This is a genomic window from Streptomyces achromogenes (assembly GCF_030816715.1).
Lineage (GTDB): Bacteria > Actinomycetota > Actinomycetes > Streptomycetales > Streptomycetaceae > Streptomyces > Streptomyces achromogenes_A.
The window spans coordinates 6,840,117-6,860,940 of sequence record NZ_JAUSYH010000001.1 but is presented as its reverse complement, the minus strand read 5'-3'; the positions used below and the strand labels follow the sequence as shown (position 1 = coordinate 6,860,940).

The 20,824-nt window shown below is 71.9% G+C and carries 15 protein-coding genes; 10 read left to right on the top strand and 5 right to left on the bottom strand.

Annotated features, from left to right (window positions below):
• The first annotated feature begins 373 nt into the window (after positions 1 to 373).
• From QF032_RS30585 to QF032_RS30545, 9 genes are all read left to right on the top strand, one after another.
• A complete protein-coding gene (locus QF032_RS30585; protein WP_307058290.1) occupies positions 374 to 1,246 on the top strand; it encodes a dioxygenase family protein in 873 nt (290 codons plus the stop codon).
• A gap of 38 nt (positions 1,247 to 1,284) precedes the next feature.
• Positions 1,285 to 2,322: a maleylacetate reductase gene (locus QF032_RS30580; RefSeq protein WP_307050370.1), complete on the top strand. Its 1,038-nt coding sequence runs from the start codon at positions 1,285 to 1,287 to the stop codon at positions 2,320 to 2,322.
• 257 nt (positions 2,323 to 2,579) lie between these two features.
• Positions 2,580 to 3,785 (top strand): cysteine desulfurase-like protein, encoded by a 1,206-nt coding sequence (locus QF032_RS30575; protein WP_307046945.1) that lies wholly within the window; start codon positions 2,580 to 2,582, stop codon positions 3,783 to 3,785.
• 73 nt (positions 3,786 to 3,858) lie between these two features.
• The gene (locus tag QF032_RS30570; RefSeq protein WP_107446315.1) at positions 3,859 to 4,296 is read left to right on the top strand and encodes a Fur family transcriptional regulator; all 438 of its coding nucleotides are present in this window, start codon (positions 3,859 to 3,861) and stop codon (positions 4,294 to 4,296) included.
• A gap of 134 nt (positions 4,297 to 4,430) precedes the next feature.
• Positions 4,431 to 6,653 carry a catalase/peroxidase HPI gene (gene katG, locus QF032_RS30565; protein WP_307058287.1) on the top strand — a complete coding sequence of 741 codons (2,223 nt, stop codon included), beginning with the start codon at positions 4,431 to 4,433 and terminating at the stop codon, positions 6,651 to 6,653.
• A gap of 320 nt (positions 6,654 to 6,973) precedes the next feature.
• On the top strand, positions 6,974 to 8,464 hold the full coding sequence (locus QF032_RS30560; RefSeq protein WP_306948389.1) for a family 43 glycosylhydrolase: 1,491 nt from the start codon (positions 6,974 to 6,976) through the stop codon (positions 8,462 to 8,464).
• A gap of 44 nt (positions 8,465 to 8,508) precedes the next feature.
• A complete protein-coding gene (locus QF032_RS30555; RefSeq protein ID WP_307046938.1) occupies positions 8,509 to 9,957 on the top strand; it encodes a family 43 glycosylhydrolase in 1,449 nt (482 codons plus the stop codon).
• Between the two features lie 354 nt (positions 9,958 to 10,311).
• Positions 10,312 to 11,100 carry a polysaccharide deacetylase family protein gene (locus tag QF032_RS30550; RefSeq protein ID WP_307058285.1) on the top strand — a complete coding sequence of 263 codons (789 nt, stop codon included), beginning with the start codon at positions 10,312 to 10,314 and terminating at the stop codon, positions 11,098 to 11,100.
• 98 nt (positions 11,101 to 11,198) lie between these two features.
• Positions 11,199 to 11,639 carry an SRPBCC family protein gene (locus QF032_RS30545; RefSeq protein ID WP_307058283.1) on the top strand — a complete coding sequence of 147 codons (441 nt, stop codon included), beginning with the start codon at positions 11,199 to 11,201 and terminating at the stop codon, positions 11,637 to 11,639.
• Positions 11,640 to 11,809: 170 nt separating this feature from the next.
• On the opposite strand, the gene QF032_RS30540 is transcribed toward QF032_RS30545, so the two are convergent.
• The 5 genes from QF032_RS30540 to QF032_RS30520 all read right to left on the bottom strand — a co-directional run bounded on the left by QF032_RS30540 (position 11,810) and on the right by QF032_RS30520 (position 18,597).
• Positions 11,810 to 13,000: an XdhC family protein gene (locus tag QF032_RS30540; protein WP_307058281.1), complete on the bottom strand. Its 1,191-nt coding sequence runs from the start codon at positions 12,998 to 13,000 to the stop codon at positions 11,810 to 11,812.
• Positions 13,001 to 13,064: 64 nt separating this feature from the next.
• Positions 13,065 to 14,522 carry an NCS2 family permease gene (locus tag QF032_RS30535; RefSeq protein WP_307058280.1) on the bottom strand — a complete coding sequence of 486 codons (1,458 nt, stop codon included), beginning with the start codon at positions 14,520 to 14,522 and terminating at the stop codon, positions 13,065 to 13,067.
• Between the two features lie 150 nt (positions 14,523 to 14,672).
• Complete coding sequence (locus QF032_RS30530) at positions 14,673 to 17,102, bottom strand: xanthine dehydrogenase family protein molybdopterin-binding subunit (RefSeq protein WP_307046929.1); 2,430 nt, start codon at positions 17,100 to 17,102, stop codon at positions 14,673 to 14,675.
• A 2-nt stretch (positions 17,103 to 17,104) separates the two neighbouring features.
• Positions 17,105 to 17,707 (bottom strand): (2Fe-2S)-binding protein, encoded by a 603-nt coding sequence (locus QF032_RS30525; RefSeq protein WP_307046928.1) that lies wholly within the window; start codon positions 17,705 to 17,707, stop codon positions 17,105 to 17,107.
• Entirely contained in the window at positions 17,707 to 18,597 is an 891-nt protein-coding gene (locus QF032_RS30520; RefSeq protein ID WP_307058278.1) for an FAD binding domain-containing protein, read from the bottom strand. Before QF032_RS30520 ends, QF032_RS30525 begins: the two co-directional genes overlap by 1 nt.
• Positions 18,598 to 18,977: 380 nt before the next feature.
• Between QF032_RS30520 and QF032_RS30515 the strand changes: the two genes are divergently transcribed.
• Entirely contained in the window at positions 18,978 to 20,687 is a 1,710-nt protein-coding gene (locus QF032_RS30515; RefSeq protein ID WP_307058275.1) for a PucR family transcriptional regulator, read from the top strand.
• The last annotated feature ends 137 nt before the right edge of the window (positions 20,688 to 20,824 follow it).

Sequence of the window (20,824 nt, the reverse complement as noted above, 5' to 3'; positions counted from 1 at the left end):
CTCCGTCCTGCAACGGGTTGCCGTACGGGAACCGGTTTCCGTCCCGGGACAGGAATCCGTGCCGGGACGGGATTCCGTCAGGCTGCGGGACGCGGTGGCACACATGATCTCGTCGATCCCCTTCCGGGGTCCGGTGGACGCGTTTCAGGAACGATCTTCTCAGGAGGCGCGCCGGCCCGGTCGGGGGCCCGGCCTCAGCCCTCGCCGGACCGTCCGGCCGGACCCGGCCGCGTCCCCGCACGACCGTGGGCCGTCGCGGGCCCGGTCCCCCTGCTCCGCCCAAGACGCCGACACCGCGCCCCGCGCCGGCATTCCGCCCCTCACGACGGATACTCGGCGGAGCCGAACCGCCGAGGCCGAGCAGGAGACCGCCATGGCCATGGACTTCACCGCCGAGACCGCGACGGACGCGGTCGTGGACAGTTTCGCCCGCACCCCCGACCCCCGGTTGCGGGAGCTGCTGACCGACCTCGTCCGGCATCTGCACGACTTCGTGCGGGAGGCCGAGCCGACCCGGGCCGAATGGGAACGGGCGATCGCTTTCCTCACCGAGGCCGGGCACCGGTGCGACGAGGCCCGGCAGGAGTTCATCCTGCTCTCGGACGTCCTGGGCGTGTCGATGCTCGTCGAGGCGATCAACGACCGCAAGGAGCCGGCCGCCACCGACTCCACCGTGCTCGGCCCTTTCCACATGGTCGAGTCACCCGCGCGGGCGCTCGGGGACACCCTGGACCTGGTCGGCGCCGGCGAGCCCTGCCTCATCAGCGGCCGTGTCGTGTCCGTCGACGGCACCGCGCTGCCCGGCGCGACACTGGACGTGTGGCAGGCCGACGACCAGGGCTTCTACGACGTCCAGCAGCCCGGGAAACAGCCGCCGGGCAACGGCCGCGGCCTGTTCACCGCGGACGCCGAGGGCCGCTTCTGGTTCCGCTCGTGCGTGCCGAGCCCGTATCCGATCCCCACGGACGGACCGGTCGGGACGCTGCTCGAGGCGACCGGCCGCCACCCCTACCGGCCCGCCCACATCCACTTCATCGTGAGCGCCGCCGGTCACCTGCCCGTCACCACCCACGTCTTCGTGGCGGGCGGCGACCATCTGGAGTCGGACGCCGTCTTCGCCGTCAGGAGGAGCCTGGTGCAGGAGTTCGCCGAGGTGGACGACCCGGCGCTGGCGGCGGCGTCCGGCCTGGCCAACCCCTTTCGCCGGGCCCTGTTCGACATCGTGCTGCAGCCGGTGACGGCGTGACCGGGCCGGCCCTGGACTTCACCTACCAGTCCCAGCCGATGCGCGTCGTGTTCCGGCCGGGCGCCGTGCCGCACGCCGTCGCGGCGGAGACCGGACGGCTCGGCCTGCGCCGCGTCCTCGTCGTCTGCGGCGAGCGCGGCCGGGACACGGCCCGCGCCGTCGCCGCCACGCTCGGCGACGCGTGCGCCGGAGTGCACGCGGGCGCGCGCATGCACGTACCGGTGCCGAGCGCCGAACGAGCCGTCGAGGCGGCCCGCGAGGCCGGAGCCGACGGCTGCGCCGCGGTCGGCGGCGGCTCCGCGATCGGGCTGGCCAAGGCCGTCGCCCGCCGCACCGGCCTGCCGGTCGTGGCCGTCCCGACGACGTACGCGGGGTCGGAGATGACGCCGGTCTGGGGCGAGACCGAGGACGGGGTGAAACGCACCGGGCGCGATCCGCGGGTCCTGCCGCGCAGTGTCGTGTACGACCCGCTGCTGACGCTCACCATGCCGTCCGCGCAGTCCGCCGCCAGCGGGATGAACGCGATGGCGCACGCCGCCGAGGCGCTCTACGCCCCGGACGCCTCGCCGATCGTCTCGCTGATGGCGCAGGACGGCGTACGGGCACTGGCGCGCGCCCTGCCCGAGGTCGTCGCCGAACCCACCGGCCCGGCCGCCCGCGGCAGCGCCCTGTACGGGGCCTGGCTGTGCGGCGCCTGCCTCGGCGCGACCTCCATGGGCCTGCACCACCGGCTCTGCCACGTGCTCGGCGGCGCCTTCGGCCTGCCGCACGCCGAGACGCACGCCGTCGTCCTGCCGCATGTGCTGGCGTTCAACGCGCCGTCGGCGCCCGCCGCGACGGCGGCGCTGCGCCGTGCGCTCGAGGTCGCGGACCCGGCCCGGGAGCTGTACGAGCTGGGCGGGCGGCTGGGCGTCCCGCGCTCCCTCGCCGCGCTCGGCCTGTCCGCCGCCGACCTGGAGCGTGCCGTCGGCGCCACGCTCCGGGCGCCGTACGGCAACCCCCGCCAAGCCTCCGCCGGGGAGCTGCGGGCGATCCTGCGAGCGGCGTTCGACGGTGCGCCGCCGTCCGGCGGTTGACCGTCGAACGCGGCCGTGAGGCGGCCCGAACACCGCCGCCTCCGTGACGGCCGGGCGGACGGACCGGGGTCGCGGTTCCGGCGACGCCGCCCCCGGATCGCCGTTGCCACCGGGACCCCTACGGGCGGTGGCCGGGCGGCGACGCCCAGGGAGCGGGGACACCTCCCGGCCGGCCGCGGTGGGCACCGCACCGAACGGATCCCGCCTACTTCGCCGACCCGGTGGTGGCGCCCGGCGCCGAATGCCAGAGTCGGGGCATGGCTCTGGACGTCGCCGCGCTGCGCACCTGTTTTCCCGCCCTCGCACAGGGCCTCGCCTTCTTCGACGGTCCCGGCGGGACCCAGACCCCCGTCCAGGTGGCCGAGGCCGTCGCCCGGACGATGACCGGCCCCCTGTCCAACCGGGGGCTCGTCAGCGCCTCCGAGCGAAACGCCGAGCAGGCCGTGGCCGACTTCCGCGCCGCCTACGCCGACCTCCTGGCCGTACCCCCTGGCGGCGTCGTGCACGGGCGCAGCGCCACCCAGCTCACCTACGACTTCTCGCGGCACCTGGCCAAGGACTGGCGGGCCGGCGACGAGATCGTCCTCAGCAGGCTCGACCACGACGCCAACGTGCGCCCCTGGATCCAGGCCGCCGAGCGCGCCGGCGTCGCCGTCCGCTGGATCGGGACGGACCCGGTCACCACGGAACTCGACCTCGACTCCTACGAGCGCGCCCTGTCGCCCCGCACCCGGCTGGTGGCGGTGACGGCGGCCTCGAACGTGCTGGGCACCGTGCCGCCGGTGCGCCGCATCGCCGACCGGGCCCACGACGTGGGCGCCCTGGTGTACGTGGACGGGGTGCACTACGCGGCACACCATCTGGTGGACGTGCCGGCGCTCGGCGCCGACCTGTTCGTCTGCTCGCCGTACAAGTTCCTCGGGCCGCACTGTGCGGTGCTCGCCGGTGCGCCCGAGACCCTCGAAGCCGTCGTACCGGACAAGCTGCTGCCGTCCACGAACGCCGTGCCCGAACGGTTCGAGTTCGGGACACTGCCCTACGAGCTCCTCGCGGGCGCCACCGCCGCCGTGGACTTCCTCGCCGGGATGGACGCGGCGGGCCCCGCCGGGGAGTCGCGCAGGCAGCGGCTGACGCGTTCACTGCGGTCCCTGCACGAGCACGAGAACGCGCTGCGCTCCCGACTGGCGGCCGGACTGCACGCGCTGGGCGACGCCGTCACCGTCCACACGAAGGCCGCGCGGCGCACGCCGACCGTCCTCATGACCCTCCACGGCCGGGACGCGCGCGAGGCGCAGGCGCACCTGGCCGCGCGGGGAGTGGTGGCCCCCGCCGGCTCCTTCTACGCCTACGAGGCCTTCGCCGCGCTGAAGATCGACGATCCCGCGCTGCGGGTGGGGCTCGCTCCCTACAACGACGAGGAGGACGTCGACCGGCTGCTCGACGGGCTCGCGACCTTCCTCTGAGCCACCCGCGACTTTCAGACTTGTACAGTTCGTTTTCTTGAACCGTTCGTGTTTATGCCGTAGGTTCGCAGGCATGACAGCACCCGGTACACCGACCACCGCCGAGGAGCTGCGCGGTGCCGGCCTGCGGGTGACGGCCGCCCGGGTCGCGCTGCTCCAGACCGTCCGGGCGGGCGACCACCTCGGTGTCGAGGCCATCGCCTCCGGGGTGCGCGACCGCGTCGGCCACATCTCGCTGCAGGCCGTCTACGACGCCCTGCACGCGCTGACCACGGCCGGGCTGGTGCGCCGCATCGAGCCGCCGGGCAGCCCCGCCCGGTTCGAGGGGCGCGTCGGCGACAACCATCACCACCTGGTGTGCCGGGCGTGCAGCGCCGTCGTCGACGTCGACTGCGCCGTCGGCCACGCCCCCTGTCTGACCGCCTCCGACGACCGCGGCTTCTCCATAGACGAGGCCGAGGTCATCTACTGGGGCCTGTGCCCCGACTGTTCGACCGTTCGCAGCACCTGAGCATCCGCAGCACCCGTCATCCGCAGGACCCCCGCGCGCCTTTGCAGGACCCCGGACCCGGGACCCGGGACCCGGGCACCCGAACCCCTGCGACACCTGAGCATGTGATCCGACCAGCCCAGAAGGATTCCCCCATGACCGAGAACCATGACGCGATCGTGACCGACTCGAAGGCGGCGGAGGCAGGTGGCTGCCCGGTCGCGCACGGCCGTGCGGCGCACCCGACCCAGGGCGGCGGCAACCGCCAGTGGTGGCCGGAGCGGCTCAACGTGAGGATCCTCGCGAAGAACCCCGCCGTGGCGAACCCGCTCGGCGAGGACTTCGACTACGCCGAGGCGTTCCAGGCGCTCGACCTCGCGGCCGTCAAGCAGGACATCGCCGAGGTGCTGACGACGTCGCAGGACTGGTGGCCGGCCGACTTCGGCAACTACGGCCCGCTGATGATCCGCATGGCCTGGCACAGCGCGGGCACCTACCGCATCAGTGACGGCCGCGGCGGCGCCGGCGCCGGTCAGCAGCGGTTCGCCCCGCTCAACAGCTGGCCGGACAACGCCAACCTGGACAAGGCCCGCCGTCTGCTGTGGCCGGTCAAGAAGAAGTACGGCCAGTCCATCTCCTGGGCCGACCTGATGATCCTCACCGGCAACGTCGCGCTCGAGCAGATGGGCTTCACGACCTTCGGCTTCGCCGGCGGCCGCGAGGACGTCTGGGAGGCGGAGGAGGACGTCTACTGGGGCCCCGAGACCACCTGGCTCGACGACCAGCGCTACACCGGCGACCGCGAGCTGGAGAACCCGCTCGGCGCCGTCCAGATGGGCCTCATCTACGTCAACCCCGAAGGCCCGAACGGCAACCCGGACCCGCTGGCCGCGGCCCGCGACATCCGTGAGACGTTCCGCCGGATGGCGATGAACGACGAGGAGACGGTCGCCCTGATCGCGGGCGGTCACACCTTCGGCAAGACCCACGGCGCGGGCCCGGCGGACAACGTCGGCGCCGACCCCGAGGCCGCCTCGCTGGCCGAGCAGGGCCTCGGCTGGAAGAGCAGCTACGGCACCGGCAAGGGCGGCGACACCATCACCAGCGGCCTCGAGGTCACCTGGACCGCCACGCCGACGCAGTGGGGCAACGGCTTCTTCGACAACCTGTTCGGCTTCGAGTGGGAGCTGACGGAGAGCCCGGCCGGCGCGAAGCAGTGGGTGGCCAAGGACGGCGCGGGCGCGGGCACCATCCCGGACGCGCACGACGCGTCCAAGCGGCACGCCCCGACCATGCTGACGACCGACCTGTCGCTGCGCTTCGACCCGATCTACGGGCCGATCTCGCGCCGCTTCCACGAGAACCCCGACCAGTTCGCGGACGCCTTCGCCCGCGCCTGGTACAAGCTCACCCACCGCGACCTGGGCCCGAAGTCCCTGTACCTCGGCCCGGAGGTCCCGGCGGAGACCCTGCTGTGGCAGGACCCGCTGCCGGCAGCCGACGGCGAGGTCATCGGCGACGAGGACGTCACGGCCCTCAAGGCCAAGCTCCTCGCCTCCGGCCTGACCGTCTCGCAGCTGGTGTCCACCGCGTGGGCCTCCGCCTCCACCTTCCGCGGCAGCGACAAGCGCGGCGGCGCCAACGGCGCCCGTATCCGCCTCGAGCCGCAGCGCGGCTGGGAGGTCAACGAGCCCGACGAGCTGGCGCAGGTGCTGCGCGTCCTCGAGGGCGTCCAGGCCGAGTTCAACTCCGGCGCGAAGAAGGTCTCGCTGGCCGACCTGATCGTCCTCGGCGGCGCCGCCGCCGTGGAGAAGGCCGCCAAGGACGCCGGACACGACGTGCGGGTCCCGTTCACGCCGGGCCGGGTGGACGCCTCGCAGGAGCAGACGGACGTCGAGTCCTTCGCCGCGCTCGAGCCGACCGCCGACGGGTTCCGCAACTACCTCGGCAAGGGCAACCGCCTGCCGGCCGAGTACCTCCTCCTCGACCGGGCGAACCTGCTCAACCTGAGCGCTCCGGAGCTGACGGTCCTCGTCGGCGGCCTGCGCGTCCTGGGCGCGAACCACGGGCAGTCCTCGCACGGCGTCCTCACCGACGCCCCCGGCACGCTGACGAACGACTTCTTCGTCAACCTGCTCGACCTGGGCACGACCTGGTCGTCGACGTCCTCGGACCAGTCCCTCTTCGAGGGCCGCGACGCCGCCACGGGCGAGGTGAAGTGGACCGGCACCCGTGCCGACCTGGTCTTCGGCTCGAACTCCGAGCTGCGCGCGGTCGCCGAGGTCTACGCGAGCGACGACGCGAAGGAGAAGTTCGTGACGGACTTCGTCGCGGCGTGGGCCAAGGTCTCCGACCTCGACCGGTTCGACCTGGTCTGACAGACGGGCCGCCCGGCCGGAACCGACCAACCGGTCCGGTCCGACGGACCCGGCTTTCCGGAAGAACAGCACCGCCAGGGCGTCCAGCTCGGTCCTCAGGGGCCGGGCCGGGCGCCCTGGCGCGCTCACCGCCGCGCTCTTCGCCGCGAACCGGGGGTGCGGTGACAGGCGTCCCTCCCGCTCCTCCGGTTGCCCCACGAGGGCGGTGGGGCTGTCGAAACCATTGACGGGGGCAAGAACGACCCATATCTTCTGGCCGAAGTTACGAACTATGTTCGAAATGACGAGCAAGTTGCCTCATGAACAAGGGACGGTCCTTTATGCCCCGGATGTACCGCCGCAGACCCTTGCTCGTCTGTGTGTTGGCTCTCCTCGTCGCCCTGGTGGCGGCGACCCAACCGGTGTCCGCGGCTGACGGCCGCCCGTACACCAACCCGCTGAAGTCGGCCAAGGGCGCCGATCCCTGGCTCGAGTACCACGACGGCAACTACTACCTGGTCACGACGACGTTCACGGGCGTCCTCGGCATCCGCAAGTCACCGACGCTGGCCGGCCTCGCCACCGCGCCCACCGTGCAGGTGTGGTCGGACACCACCTCGACCCGCAACACCAACATCTGGGCCCCCGAGCTCCACCAGTTCAACGGCCACTGGTACCTGTACTACTCGGCCGGCCAGGGCGGCGTCGCCTGCTGCGACTCGCAGCGCACCCACGTGCTGGAGAGCGCCGGCACCGACCCGCTGGGCCCGTACACCTACAAGGGCTCCCTCACCGGCTCCAACCTCACTCCGGGCGGCTGGCTGATCGACGCGAGCGTGCTGCAGGTGGGCGGAAACCTGTTTCTCGTGGGAAGCGGTTTCGTGAACGGCAGCAAGCAGAGCCTCGTCATCGCGCCGATGAGCAACCCGTACACCCTGTCCAGCAACACGTTCACCGTCATTTCCAGCCCGACGCTGAGCTGGGAGACCTCGGGCGGCGCGGTCAACGAGGGGCCGGAACCGCTGTACCACGACGGCCGGACGTTCCTGACCTTCTCCGCCAGCTTCTGCGGCACACCCGACTACAAGCTCGGCCAGCTGGAGCTCACCGGTTCCGACCCGCTCGACCCCGCGTCCTGGACCAAGAAGCAGACGCCCGTCTTCCAGCGCAGTGACGCCAACAGCGTGTACGGGCCCGGGCACAACGGCTTCTTCAGCTCGCCGGACGGCACGGAGAACTGGATCGTCTACCACGCCAACAGCGCCTCCAACGGAGGCTGCGGAAACGGCCGGACGACCCGCGCCCAGAAGTTCACCTGGAACGCCGACGGCACGCCGAACTTCGGCACGCCGGTCTCGCTCGGCACGTCACTCCCGGGCCCGTCCGGTGAGACGGCGACGACGCCGACGGCGTACACCCTCGTCAACCGCAACAGCGGCAAGTGCCTGGACCTCGACGGCGGTTCCGCCGCCAACGGCACGAACATCTTCCAGTGGACCTGCAACGGCGGCGCCAACCAGAAGTGGCGCGTCGAGGACCAGGGCGACGACACCAGCCGGCTGGTCAACGCCGCCACCGGCGGGGTGATGGACACCGCCGACTGCTCCGCCGCCGACGGCGCGGACCTGCGTCAGTGGTCCTGGCTCAACAACAAGTGCCAGCGCTTCCGGCTCGTCTTCACCGCGACCGGTGACTACGTCCGGATCGTCAACGAGAACAGCGGCAAGGTCGCCGACGTCGCGAACTGCCAGACCACGAACGGCGCCGACGTACGGCAGTGGACCTGGCTGAACAACAACTGCCAGCAGTGGCGCCTCGTGCCCACCTCCTGACTCCCGCGCCCGCCTCCACCACCCCCCCCATTTGGAGAACTCCCTTGAGACGCAACGCCGTCCGGCTGCTCCTGGCCGTACTCGTCGCCCTCGCGGCCGCCCTCACCGGCCTGGGCTCCCCCGCCCAGGCCGCCGCGCCCGACTCCCCCGCGGTGACGTACACCAATCCGATCGCCGAGAAGCGCGCCGACCCGCACATCTTCAAGCACACCGACGGCTACTACTACTTCACCGCCACGGTCCCCGAGTACGACCGCATCGTGCTGCGCCGGGCGACGACCATCCAGGGCCTGTCGACGGCCCAGGAGGTCACCATCTGGACCAAGCACGCCAGCGGGGTCATGGGCGCGCACATCTGGGCGCCGGAGATCCACTTCATCGACGGCAAGTGGTACGTGTACTTCGCGGCCGGGGCGACGTCCGACATCTGGGCGATCCGGATGTACGTCCTGGAGGGCACCGGCGCCAATCCGCTCACCGCGACCTGGACCGAGAAGGGCCAGATCAAGACCACGTGGGAGAGCTTCTCGCTCGACGCGACGACCTTCGTCGTGAACGGCGTCCGCTATCTCGCCTGGGCGCAGCGCAACCCGGCGGAGAACAACAACACCAGCCTGTTCATCGCGAAGATGGCCAACCCCTGGACGATCACGGGCACGCCGGCGGAGATCTCCCAGCCGACGTTGTCGTGGGAGACGGTCGGCTTCAAGGTCAACGAGGGGCCGGCGCTCATCCAGCACGGCGGCAAGGTCTTCATGACCTACTCGGCGAGCGCCACCGACGCCAACTACTGCCTCGGCATGCTGACCGCCTCCGCGACGGCCGACCTCACCGCCCCGGCGTCCTGGAGCAAGGGGTCACAGCCCGTCTTCACCACCAACGCCACGACCTCGCAGTACGGCCCGGGCCACAACTCGTTCACGGTCTCCGAGGACGGCAAGTCGGACATCCTCGTCTACCACGACCGCAGCTACAAGGACATCTCCGGTGACCCCCTGAACGACCCGAACCGCCGCACCCGGGTGCAGAAGGTGTACTGGAAGGCCGACGGCACGCCCGACTTCGGCATCCCGGTGGCCGACGGCGTCACCCCGCAGCGCTTCTCCTCGTACAACTACGCCGACCGGTTCATCCGCCACTGGGAGTACCGAGCCAAGATCGAGGCGAACGTCAGCCCGCTCGCCGACTCGCAGTTCCGCGTGGTGCCCGGGCTGGCCGGCACCGGCACGGTCTCGCTGGAGGCCGCGAACTTCCCGGGCTACTACCTGCGGCACAAGAACTTCGAGGTGTGGCTGGAGAAGAACGACGGCTCGTCGACGTTCGCCTCGGACGCCACCTTCTACCGCCGGGCCGGGCTCGCGGACTCGGCGGGCGTCAGCTACGAGTCGTACAACAACGCCGGCCGGTACATCCGCCACTACAACTACCTGCTGTACGTGCAGACGCCGAGCACGGCGACCGACCGGGGAGACGCGACGTTCTACGCCCAGTGACACTCTCGTCGACCGCCCCCTGACCCTCCCGGGGAGGTGACGACGGCGCTCCGGCAGCCCGCGGACAGCGGTGCCGTCGGAGCGCCGCCCTGTTTCCGGCGGATGGCCGACCGCGCGTCCGGCGCTGCTCCGACGGTGCTTCGACACAGGTGACGACAGGACACCGACTCCGCGCGAGACGCGGCTTCGACACCGCTCACGATGGCGATTCCACCCCACTCATGACGGCGTTCCAACACCGCTCACACGGCGCGTACCGGGATGATCCGACACACATCGCCACCGGCGAAACGGACACAATGCGCAGGTGGGAGACTATACATAGCATGTATACGCTTTATGTATAGTCTCGGCATGCGTTCACTGACGAGGAAGACGAAGAACACCAGGTCCGCGTTGCGCGGCGCCGCCATCTCGGTGGCGACCGCCTGCCTGACGGTCACGCTCACCGGCTGCGGCGGCCTCGACCCCACCCGTCCGAGCGCCGCCCGGGCCGTGCCCGCGGCCACCGCGCAGGCCGCCCGCCTCGGCCCCGTCGACTGCCGGGTGGCGAAGTGCATCGCCCTCACCTTCGACGCGGGACCGAGCGAGAACTCCGCCAGGCTGCTGGACATACTCAAGGAGAGACAGGTCCCGGCGACCTTCTTCCTGTTGGGCAAGGGACACATCGACAAGCACCCCGAGCTCGTCAGACGCATGGCCGCCGAGGGGCACGAGGTGGCCAGCCACACCTGGGACCACAAGATCCTCACGCGGATCGAGCCGGAGAAGATACGCGAGGAACTCCAGCGCCCCAACGACGAGATAGAGCGCCTCATCGGCCGCCGCCCCACCCTGATGCGTCCGCCGCAGGGCCGCACCGACGAGACCGTGCACGAGATCTGCCGCGAGCTGGGACTCTCCGAGGTGCTGTGGACGGTGACCGCCAAGGACTACGCGACGACCGACTCCGCCCTGATCCAGCGCCGGGTCCTCGCACAGGCCGACCGGGACGGCATCATCCTGCTGCACGACATCTACGACGGGACCGTACCGGCGGTGCCCGGCATCATCGACGCGCTGAAAGAGCGCGGATTCGTTTTCGTGACCGTTCCTCAGCTGCTGGCGCCCGGCAGGGCCGAGCCGGGGAAGGTCTACCGCTGACCCGGAACACCACCGCCCGCCCCTCCCCGCCCGTGCCGCGAAACGGCGAGCCGGTGGGTTGCCCCGCGGAACGGGCCGGTGTCCCTACGATCGGGGACGTGGTCGACTTCCAGGTGGAACGCACGGTCCCGCTCTCCGTCGAGGACGCCTGGCGGCGTCTGACGGACTGGTCCCGGCACGGCGACGTGGTGCCCTTCACCCGCGTCCTCGTGCGCACTCCCCCGCCGACGCGCGCGGGCACGGTCTTCGTGGCGCGTTCGGGCTTCGGCCCGCTCGCCTTCGACGACCGGATGGAGGTGACCGGATGGCAGCCGCCCACCGCCGACGACCCGGGCCGGTGCCGGCTGGAGAAGCGCGGCCGGGTCGTCCTCGGCTGGGCCGAGATCGAGGTGCGGCCCCGCCCCGGCGGCCGGACCCGGGTGATCTGGCGTGAGGAGTTGCGGGTGCGCTTCCTCCCGTCCCTCTTCGACCCCCTCCTGAGGGCCTCGGCGGGGTCGGTCTTCGGGCGCGCGGCCGACCGTCTCCTGCGCACACCCTGACGGGCGACGGACACCGGGGCGTCTCAGGCCGCGCCGGGCCGTCTCCCGGGCGTGCCCCGTGGCGGCTCCGCGGGCGCGCCCCGTGGCAGGCGTCGTCAAGGTGCAAACCGCCGCGTCCGTACGACACACGTTCGCCCGGGGACCGGTCTCCGCCGGGCCGGGACCGCGGCTCAGGCCACCGAACCGATCCGGCCGGCCGGCGGCGAGGTCACGTCGTGATGGATCGGCGTGTGCGCCCCGGTGAGCGAGACCCCGCTGCCGCCGCGCCGCTCGGCGACGATCTCCGCGGCGATCGACAGCGCCGTCTCCTCGGGCGTCCGGGCCCCCAGGTCGAGGCCGATGGGTGACCGAAGCCGCGCCAACTCCAGCTCCGTGACGCCCACTTCCCGCAGCCGGGCGTTGCGGTCGAGGTGGGTGCGGCGGGATCCCATGGCGCCGACGTAGGCGACCGGCAGCCGCAACGCCAGCCGGAGCAGCGGTACGTCGAACTTGGCGTCGTGGGTGAGGACGCACAGGACGGTCCGCGCGTCCACCCGCGTGCGCTCGAGGTACCTGTGCGGCCACTCGACGACGATCTCGTCGGCCTCGGGGAAACGGGCCGCCGTCGCGAAGACGGGGCGGGCGTCGCAGACCGTCACGTGGTAGTTCAGGAACCTGCCGACCCGTACCAGCGCCGACGCGAAGTCGATCGCCCCGAACACGATCATCCGGGGCGGGGGCACCGACGACTCCACGAGGACCGTCAGCGGCGCCCCGCAGCGTGCGCCCCGCTCGCCGATCTCCACGGTACCGGTGCGGCCGCCGTCCAACATCGCTGCGGCCTCGGCCGCGACGGTGCGGTCGAGCTCGGGGTGGGCGCCGAAACCGCCGTGGTGGGCAGCGGCGCGGCGGGCGGAAGGGGTGTCGCCGCCGCGAGCGCCGTCCGCGTGCACCAGCAGCGCGCGGCCGACGAGGTGGGCGGGTCCGTTCACGATCCTCGCGAGCGCCGCCGCCTCCCCGGCGGCCGCGGCCCGCAGGCCGGCCGCGATCACCGGGCGGACGGGATCGCCGGCCCGCACCGGGGTGACCAGCACGTCGATGGTTCCCCCGCAGGTGAGCCCCACGGCGAAGGCGTCGTCGTCGCTGTAGCCGAAGCGTTCGCGGACCGGCTGCCCGTCCTCCAGCGCCTGGCGGCACAGTTCGTACACCGCGCCCTCCACGCAGCCGCCGGAGACCGAGCCGATCGCCGTGCCGTCGGCGTCCACCGCGAGGGCGGCGCCGGGCTGGCGGGGCGCGCTGCCGCCGACGGCCACCACGGTGGCGACGGCGAAGTCACGGCCCTGCTCGACCCACCGGTCGAGCTCTTCGGCGATGTCCAGCATCTCTCGGTCTCCTTGACTGCGGTGGTGCGGCGGACGTGGCCCGGCAAGGGGCGGCCGGGGGCGGCTAGCGGACGCCCAGCCAACTCTCGATGGGGTGGAGGGAGAAGTACACGAGGAAGATCGTCGCCAGCCCCCACATGAAGGCGCCGATCTCGCGCGCCCTGCCCTGCGCGGCCTTGACGGCGACGTAGGAGATGACGCCCGCGGCGACACCGGCGGTGATGGTGTACGTGAACGGCATCAGCACGACGGTCAGAAACACCGGGACAGCGGTTGCCCGGTCCGCCCAGTCGACGTGCCGGGCGTTCATCAGCATCATCGCGCCGATGACCACCAGGGCGGCGGAGGCGACCTCCTGCGGGACGATCGCGGTGAGCGGGGTGAAGAACAGGCAGGCGGCGAAGAACAGGCCGGTGACGACCGAGGCGAGGCCCGTGCGGGCGCCCTCGCCGACGCCCGTCGCCGACTCGATGAACACGGTCTGGCCCGAGCCGCCCGCCACTCCGCCGATCGCCCCGCCGGCTCCGTCGATGAACAGCGCCTTGGACAGGCCCGGCATCCTGCCCCTGTCGTCGGCGAGCCCCGCCTCGGTGCCGACGCCGATGATGGTGGCCATCGCGTCGAAGAACCCGGCGAGGACCAGCGTGAAGACGATCATGCCGACGGTCATCGCGCCGACCTCGCCCCAGCCGCCGAACTCCACGTCCCCGAAGAGCGAGAAGTCGGGCATCGAGACGGCGCCGCCGTGCAGTTCGGGAGCGCCGGCCGCCCACTGCTTCGGGTCGACGGCCCCGGCGGCGTTGAGGATCCCGGCGGCGACCGTGCCGCCGACGATGCCGACGAGGATGGCGCCGGGGACGTTGCGGGCCTGGAGCATGAAGATCAGCAGCAGGGTGCCGGCGAACAACAGCACCGGCCAGCCCGCCAGTTCGCCCGCCGGTCCGAGGGTCACCGGGGTCGCCTGGCCCTGGTGCACGAAGCCGGACTTGTAGAACCCGATGAGGGCGATGAACAGGCCGATGCCCATGGTGATGGCGTGCTTGAGGGCGAGCGGAATGGCGTTCATGATCATCTCGCGCAGGCCGGTGACGACCAGCAGCATGATGACGACGCCGTACATCACGCACATGCCCATCGCCTGCGGCCAGGTCATCTGCGGCGCGACCTGGGAGGACAGCACGCCGGAGACGGACAGTCCGGCGGCGAGCGCGAGGGGCACCCTGCCGAGGAAGCCCATCAGCAACGTGGTGAAAGCGGCTGCGAAAGCGGTCGCGGTGATCAGGGCCTGCCGGCCGAGGGTGCCCCCGGCCGCGTCCTTGCCGGACAGGATCAGCGGGTTGAGCAGGAGGATGTACGCCATCGCCATGAACGTGGTGACGCCGCCGCGCACTTCGCGCGCGACCGTGGATCCCCGCCCGGATATGTGGAAGTACCGGTCGAGCCAGGACCGTCCGGCCGGGACGCGGGTGCCTTCGCCCGCGTCGTCGGCTGTGGTCCTCGGCTCCAGTGACTGCTGGGTCATGGGCCATCTCCCAAGGTTCATAGGGACACCCGCACGGCGTCTGCGGCCGGTTGCGGGATTTGGGATGGACGACCCGGGGGACGGCCCGAGACGAACAAGGGGACCCGGGGGCCGAAGCCCCCGGTGAACTGCTGCACGGACCCGGTGGGGTCACGTTCCGGTGAGGTGCTCCGGACGTACCGGTGTGCGGTCGAGCTCCAGCCCGGTCGCGTTCCGGATCGCCGCGAGGACGGCCGGGGTCGACGACAGGGTGGGGGCCTCGCCGACGCCGCGCAGCCCGTAGGGGGCGTGGTCGTCGGCGAGTTCGAGCACGTCGACGGGGATGGTCGGCGTGTCGAGAATCGTGGGGATCAGGTAGTCCGTGAAGGAGGGGTTCCTGACCTTCGCCGTCTTCGGGTCGACGATGATCTCCTCCATGACCGCCACGCCCAGTCCCTGGGTCGTGCCGCCCTGGATCTGACCGATCACAGAAAGCGGGTTCAGGGCCTTTCCGACGTCCTGTGCGCAGGCCAGCTCGACGACCTTCACCAGTCCGAGCTCGGTGTCGACCTCGACGACTGCGCGGTGCGCGGCGAAGGAGTACTGGACGTGGCCGTTGCCCTGACCGGTGTGCAGGTCGAACGGCTCGGTCGGCCGGTGCCGCCACTCCGCCTCGACCTCGACGGCCTCGTCCTCGAGCACGTCGACGAGGTCGGCGAGGGCCTCGCCGCCGTCGGTGACCACCTTGCCGCCCTCCAGGAGCAGCTCGGCGGTGGCCCACGCCGGGTGGTGGGAGCCGAACCTGCGGCGCCCGATCTCCAGGACCTTGTCCCGCACGAGCTCGCAGGAGTTCTTGACGGCGCCGCCGGTGACGTACGTCTGCCGGGAGGCCGACGTCGAGCCGGCGCTGCCCACCTGGGTGTCCGCCGGGTGGATGGTCACCTGCGCGACGCCCAGCTCGGTGCGGGCGATCTGCGCGTGGACGGTGACACCGCCCTGGCCGACCTCCGCCATCGCCGTGTGCACGGTCGCGACGGGTTCGCCGGCGACGACCTCCATGCGGACCTTGGCGGTCGAGTAGTCGTCGAAGCCCTCGGAGAAGCCGACGTTCTTGATGCCGACCGCGTAACCGATTCCGCGCACGACGCCCTCGCCGTGCGTGGTGTTGGACAGGCCGCCGGGCAGCTGCCGTACGTCCGCGCCCTCGCTGCTCTCCCACTGGCGCTCCGGCGGCAGCGGCATGGCCTTGACCCTGCGCAGCAGTTCGGCGACCGGCGCCGGGGAGTCGACCCGCTGTCCGGTGGGCAGGAGGGACCCTTGCTCCATCGCGTTGCGCTGCCGGAACTCCACCGGGTCCAGGCCGAGTTCCCTGGCCACCTTGTCCATCTGCGCCTCGTAGGCGAAGCACGCCTGGACCGCGCCGAAGCCGCGCATCGCGCCGCAGGGCGGGTTGTTGGTGTAGAGGGCGATGGCCTCGACCTCGACGTCGTCGACGACGTACGGGCCGATGCCGAGCGAGGAGGCGTTGCCGACCACCGCGGGGGACGCGGAGGCGTACGCGCCGCCGTCGAGCACGATGCGGCACTTGACGTGGGTCAGCTTGCCGTCCCTGGTGGCGCCGTGCTCGTAGGACAGCTTGGCCGGGTGGCGGTGCACATGGCCGAAGAAGGACTCGAAACGGTTGTAAACGATTTTGACGGGTTTTCCGGTGCGCAGGGCCAGCAGACAGGCGTGGATCTGCATCGACAGGTCCTCGCGACCGCCGAACGCGCCGCCGACGCCGGACAACGTCATGCGCACCTTGCTCTCGGGCAGGCCGAGAACGGGTGCGATCTGGCGCAGGTCGGAGTGCAGCCACTGGGTGGCGATGTAGAGGTGGACGCCGCCGTCCTCCTCGGGCACGGCGAGTCCGGACTCCGGGCCGAGGAAGGCCTGGTCCTGCATGCCGAAGGTGTATTCGCCCCTGACGACGACGTCGGCGCGCTCGGCCGCCCTGGCCACGTCGCCGCGGACGATGGGCTGCCGGTGGAGGATGTTGGGGTGCGGGACGTGACCGATGTGGTGGTCGTCGCGGCCCTCGTGGACCAGGATCGCGTCCGGGGCGGTCGCGGAGGCCTCGTCGGTGACCACCGGCAGTTCCCGGTACTCCACCTTGATCTTGGCGGCGGCACGGCGGGCGGTCTCGGGGTGGTCGGCGGCGACGATCGCCACCGGCTCGCCGTGGTGGCGTACCTTGCCGTGGGCCAGGACCGGGGTGTCCTGGATCTCCAGGCCGTAGTTCCTCACGTCGGTCGGCAGGTCGTCGTACGTCATGACGGCGTGGACGCCGGGCGTGGCGAGGGCCTCGGAGGTGTCGATGGAGACGATGTCCGCGTGCGCGACCGTGGAGCGCAGGATCTGCCCCCAGAGCATGTCCTCGTGCCACATGTCGGACGAGTACGCGAACTCGCCGGTGACCTTGAGGGTGCCGTCGGGGCGGAGCGTGGACTCGCCGATGCCGCCCTTGGTCGGGGAGCCCTGGGTGACCTTGGCGGGGGTGCCGAGGGGGGCGCTGACGGGGGCACCGTCCGCTCGGGCGGAGCCGTGGGTGGGGGAAGGCATCGTCAGACCGCCTCTCCCTGCCGGGCGGCCGCCAGGCGGACCGCGTCCATGATTTTCTCGTAGCCGGTGCAGCGGCACAGATTGCCCGAGAGGGCCTCGCGGATGTCCGCGTCGGTCGGGTTCGGGTTGCGCTCGAGCATCTCGTCGGCGGCGACGAGCAGACCAGGCGTGCAGAAACCGCACTGGACGGCGCCGGCGTCGATGAAGGCCTGCTGGACGGGGGAGAGTTCGCCGCCGTCGCCGGCCTGTGAGTCGGCGCCCTTCGCCTGCCAACCGCGGGCTTCGTCGAGAGCGGTCCCCGAGGTGCCCGGAGAACCGCAGGAACCGGTTGCGCAACGGGCGTGTTCGGCACGCTGCCTGGCGTAGTCGGCGAGCCCCTCGACGGTGACGACGTCACGGCCCTCGACCTGGCCGGCGGCTACCAGGCACGAGCACACCGGGACGCCGTCCAGCCGGACCGTGCACGAGCCGCACTCGCCCTGCTCGCAGGCGTTCTTGGAGCCGGGCAGCCCGAGCCGCTCGCGCAGCACGTACAGCAGGCTCTCGCCCTCCCAGACGTCGTCGGCTTCCTGCGGGCGTCCGTTGACGGTGAAGTTGACGCGCATCACGCGGCTCCCTTCGAGGCACGGTGGGCGTCGCGGTACGACTCCCAGGTCCAGGTGAGCGTCCGGCGGGCCATCACGCCGACCGCGTGGCGGCGGTAGCCGGCGGTGCCCCGGACGTCGTCGATGGGGTTGCAGGCGGCTGCGCACAGTTGGGCGAACTGCTTGGCCACGGACGGCGCGATGATTTTTCCGTTGTCCCAGAAACCGCCTTCTTCGAGCGCGGCGTTCAGGAAGTCCTCGGCGGTCCTCGCCCGGACGGGGGTCGGGGCGGCGGAGCCGATGCCGGTGCGCACGGTCCGGGTCGTGGGGTGCAGGGCGAGGCCGAAGGCGCAGACGGCGATGACCATGGCGTTGCGGGTGCCCACCTTGGAGTACTGCTGCGGGCCGTCGGCCTTTCGGACGTGGACGGCGCGGATCAGCTCGTCGGGGGCGAGCGCGTTGCGCTTCACTCCGGTGTAGAACGCGTCGATGGGGATCCGGCGGGAACCGCGTACCGACTCGGCCTCGACCTCGGCGCCGGCGGCCAGCAGGGCGGGGTGGGCGTCGCCGGCCGGGGAGGCGGTGCCGAGGTTGCCGCCGACGCCGCCGCGGTTGCGGATCTGCGGGGAGGCCACGGTGTGCGAGGCGAGCGCGAGGCCCGGCAGCTCGGCGCGCAGGTTCTCCATGATCCTGGAGTACGGGACGGAGGCGCCGAGCCGCACGCTGTCCTCGCCGACCTCCCACTCGTAGAGGTCGCCCACACGGTTGAGGTCGAGCAGGTACTCGGGCCTCCGGTGGTCGAAGTTGATCTCGACCATCACATCGGTGCCACCCGCAATCGGCACAGCGGTGGGGTGCTCGGCCTTGGCGGCGAGCGCCTCCTCCCAGCTGGCGGGGCGAAGGAAGTCCATGACCGGCTCTCTTCTTCGTCTGTCTCGTCAGTCGTCGGCTTCGAGCCAGAATCGGGTGCGGCGGGCCCGGCTCGTTCATGTGCTGTTCACGCGGAATGAGCCCAGTACACAGGGCCTTGCTCCAACCGGGTCAGTCACGGAAACCATGAAGGAGTTGGCTGGTCGGTAGGGGCATCTTGTAGATTCGTATGAACGCAGGCCCTCGGTAACCTCCTCGTTTTCCTGTGGAAACGTGGGAAACAGCCTGTCGGTCGAAGAATGCGGCTGGTGACCGGACGTCCGCGGGCGTCCGGCCCGGTGCCGGGGGCGGGGCGGGTCGCCACCCACCGCGCCCTTCAGGATTCATCGTAGATTTCGAGACAGAGAACGGCGGCGACGAGATGCGGCTGCGCGCACTTCTGGACACCGATGCGCTGGGCCTCAGGCTCCTCGGCGGCGAGGACGAACTGGACCGCTCGGTGCGGGGCGTCATGACCACCGATCTGAGGGATCCCAGCCGGTATCTCTCCGGCGGCGAGCTGGTGCTGACGGGTCTGGCCTGGCGTCGGGACGCGGCGGACTCCGAGCCGTTCGTGCGGCTCCTGGCGCAGGCCGGCGTGACCGCCCTCGCGGCCGGCGAGGCGGAGCTCGGCGACATCCCCGAGGACCTGGCCGCGGCCTGCGCCCGGCACCGGCTGCCGCTGTTCGCGGTGCACGAGTCGGTGGCCTTCGCGACGATCACCGAGCACGTCGTGCGGCAGGTGTCGGGCGAGCGCGCCGGGGACCTCGCGGCCGTCGTCGACCGGCACCGCCGGATGATGACCTCGGGCCCGGCCGGCGGCGGCCCGGACGTCGTCCTGGATCTGCTCGGCTCCGACCTGGACCTGCGCGCGTGGGTCCTGTCCCCCACCGGCCGGCTCGTCGCGGGTCCGAAGGCGGCCGGCCCGGGCCTGCCGGCCGAGGTGTGCGCGCAGCTCGCGGCGGAGCACCTGGCGGCGGTCCGCACGGCCCGGCGCGGACCGCACCGGGTGAACGTGGGCCCGGTGACGTACTCGCTGTTCCCGATCCGCGGCGGCGGGCGTGCCCCGCAGGTCGCTCAGCCCTCCCAGATCGCCCGGGACGTGCGGGACGTGCGGGACGTGCGGGAGAGTGTCCTGTCCGACTGGCTGCTGGCCGTCGAGGCCGACGCCGGGGAGTGGGCGGACGAGCGCCTCGACCTGCTCCACGGCGTCACCCAGCTGATCGCCGTCGAGCGGGAACGCCGCGACGGGGCCCGCACGGTCCGCCGGCGGCTCGCGCAGGAGGTGCTGGAGCTGGTGCAGACGGGCGCGGCCCCCGCGGAGATCGCGGCCCGCCTGCGGGTGGCCGCGCCGGTGCTTCTGCCGGGTCTGGGGGCCGCCCCGCACTGGCAGGTGGTCGTGGCCCGCGTCGAGTGGGCCGACAGCTCTCTGGAGGCCGGCCCGGTGGCCCAGTCCCTCCTCGAGGAGATTCTGGTCGACCCGCTCGCCGGCGGCCCCGAGCCCTCCGATCGCATCGCCGTCGCGCACACGGGGGACGAGGCCGTCGCCCTGGTCCCGCTGCCGGCGGTGGCGAACGAGCCCGACGGCTCCGGGACCGGCGTCCTCGCCGACGCGCTGCTGGCCGCCGTGCGCGAGCCACTGTCGGCCGGCCTCGACGGCGACGGGCGGCTCACGCTGGGGGTCAGCGCGGCGGTGCACTCGGCGGAGGGGCTGCGCGGGGCGCTGGAGGAGGCCCGGCACGCCCGGCGGGTGGCCGCCGCCCGGCCCGGCCGGGTCTGCGCCGCGGGGCATCAGGAGCTGGCCTCGCACGTGCTTCTGCTGCCGTTCGTCCCGGACGACGTGCGCCGGGCGTTCACCGCCCGTCTGCTGGATCCCCTGCGCGACTACGACCGGCGGCACCGCGCCGAACTGATTCCGACGCTGGGAGCGTTTCTCGACTGCGACGGCTCGTGGACCCGGTGCGCCTCCCGTCTGCACCTGCACGTCAACACACTGCGCTACCGGGTCGGGCGTATCGAGCAGTTGACGGGCCGTGACCTGTCGCGCCTGGAGGACAAACTGGACTTCTTCCTGGCCCTGCGCATGAGTTGAGGCCGGACCGGCGCCGGCAACCGCCCGCCGGCCGCCGCCTGGCGGAACCCGGGGGCCGGAAACGTCCCACGACTTTGTGAAATCTTTCACCCGCCCCCTTGGCCCGGTGGCTCCATTCGTGCTGAGATGCGCCCACC

Bases quoted from the DNA above. Each gene is read 5' to 3' on its own strand.
- QF032_RS30585 (WP_307058290.1), top strand. From the start codon at position 374: ATGGCCATGGACTTCACCGCCGAGACCGCGACGGACGCGGTCGTGGAC.
- QF032_RS30580 (WP_307050370.1), top strand. From the start codon at position 1,285: ATGCGCGTCGTGTTCCGGCCGGGCGCCGTGCCGCACGCCGTCGCGGCG.
- QF032_RS30575 (WP_307046945.1), top strand. From the start codon at position 2,580: ATGGCTCTGGACGTCGCCGCGCTGCGCACCTGTTTTCCCGCCCTCGCA.
- QF032_RS30570 (WP_107446315.1), top strand. From the start codon at position 3,859: ATGACAGCACCCGGTACACCGACCACCGCCGAGGAGCTGCGCGGTGCC.
- katG (WP_307058287.1), top strand. From the start codon at position 4,431: ATGACCGAGAACCATGACGCGATCGTGACCGACTCGAAGGCGGCGGAG.
- QF032_RS30560 (WP_306948389.1), top strand. From the start codon at position 6,974: ATGCCCCGGATGTACCGCCGCAGACCCTTGCTCGTCTGTGTGTTGGCT.
- QF032_RS30550 (WP_307058285.1), top strand. From the start codon at position 10,312: ATGCGTTCACTGACGAGGAAGACGAAGAACACCAGGTCCGCGTTGCGC.
- QF032_RS30540 (WP_307058281.1), bottom strand. From the start codon at position 13,000: ATGCTGGACATCGCCGAAGAGCTCGACCGGTGGGTCGAGCAGGGCCGT.
- QF032_RS30535 (WP_307058280.1), bottom strand. From the start codon at position 14,522: ATGACCCAGCAGTCACTGGAGCCGAGGACCACAGCCGACGACGCGGGC.
- QF032_RS30530 (WP_307046929.1), bottom strand. From the start codon at position 17,102: ATGCCTTCCCCCACCCACGGCTCCGCCCGAGCGGACGGTGCCCCCGTC.
- QF032_RS30525 (WP_307046928.1), bottom strand. From the start codon at position 17,707: ATGCGCGTCAACTTCACCGTCAACGGACGCCCGCAGGAAGCCGACGAC.
- QF032_RS30520 (WP_307058278.1), bottom strand. From the start codon at position 18,597: ATGGACTTCCTTCGCCCCGCCAGCTGGGAGGAGGCGCTCGCCGCCAAG.
- QF032_RS30515 (WP_307058275.1), top strand. From the start codon at position 18,978: ATGCGGCTGCGCGCACTTCTGGACACCGATGCGCTGGGCCTCAGGCTC.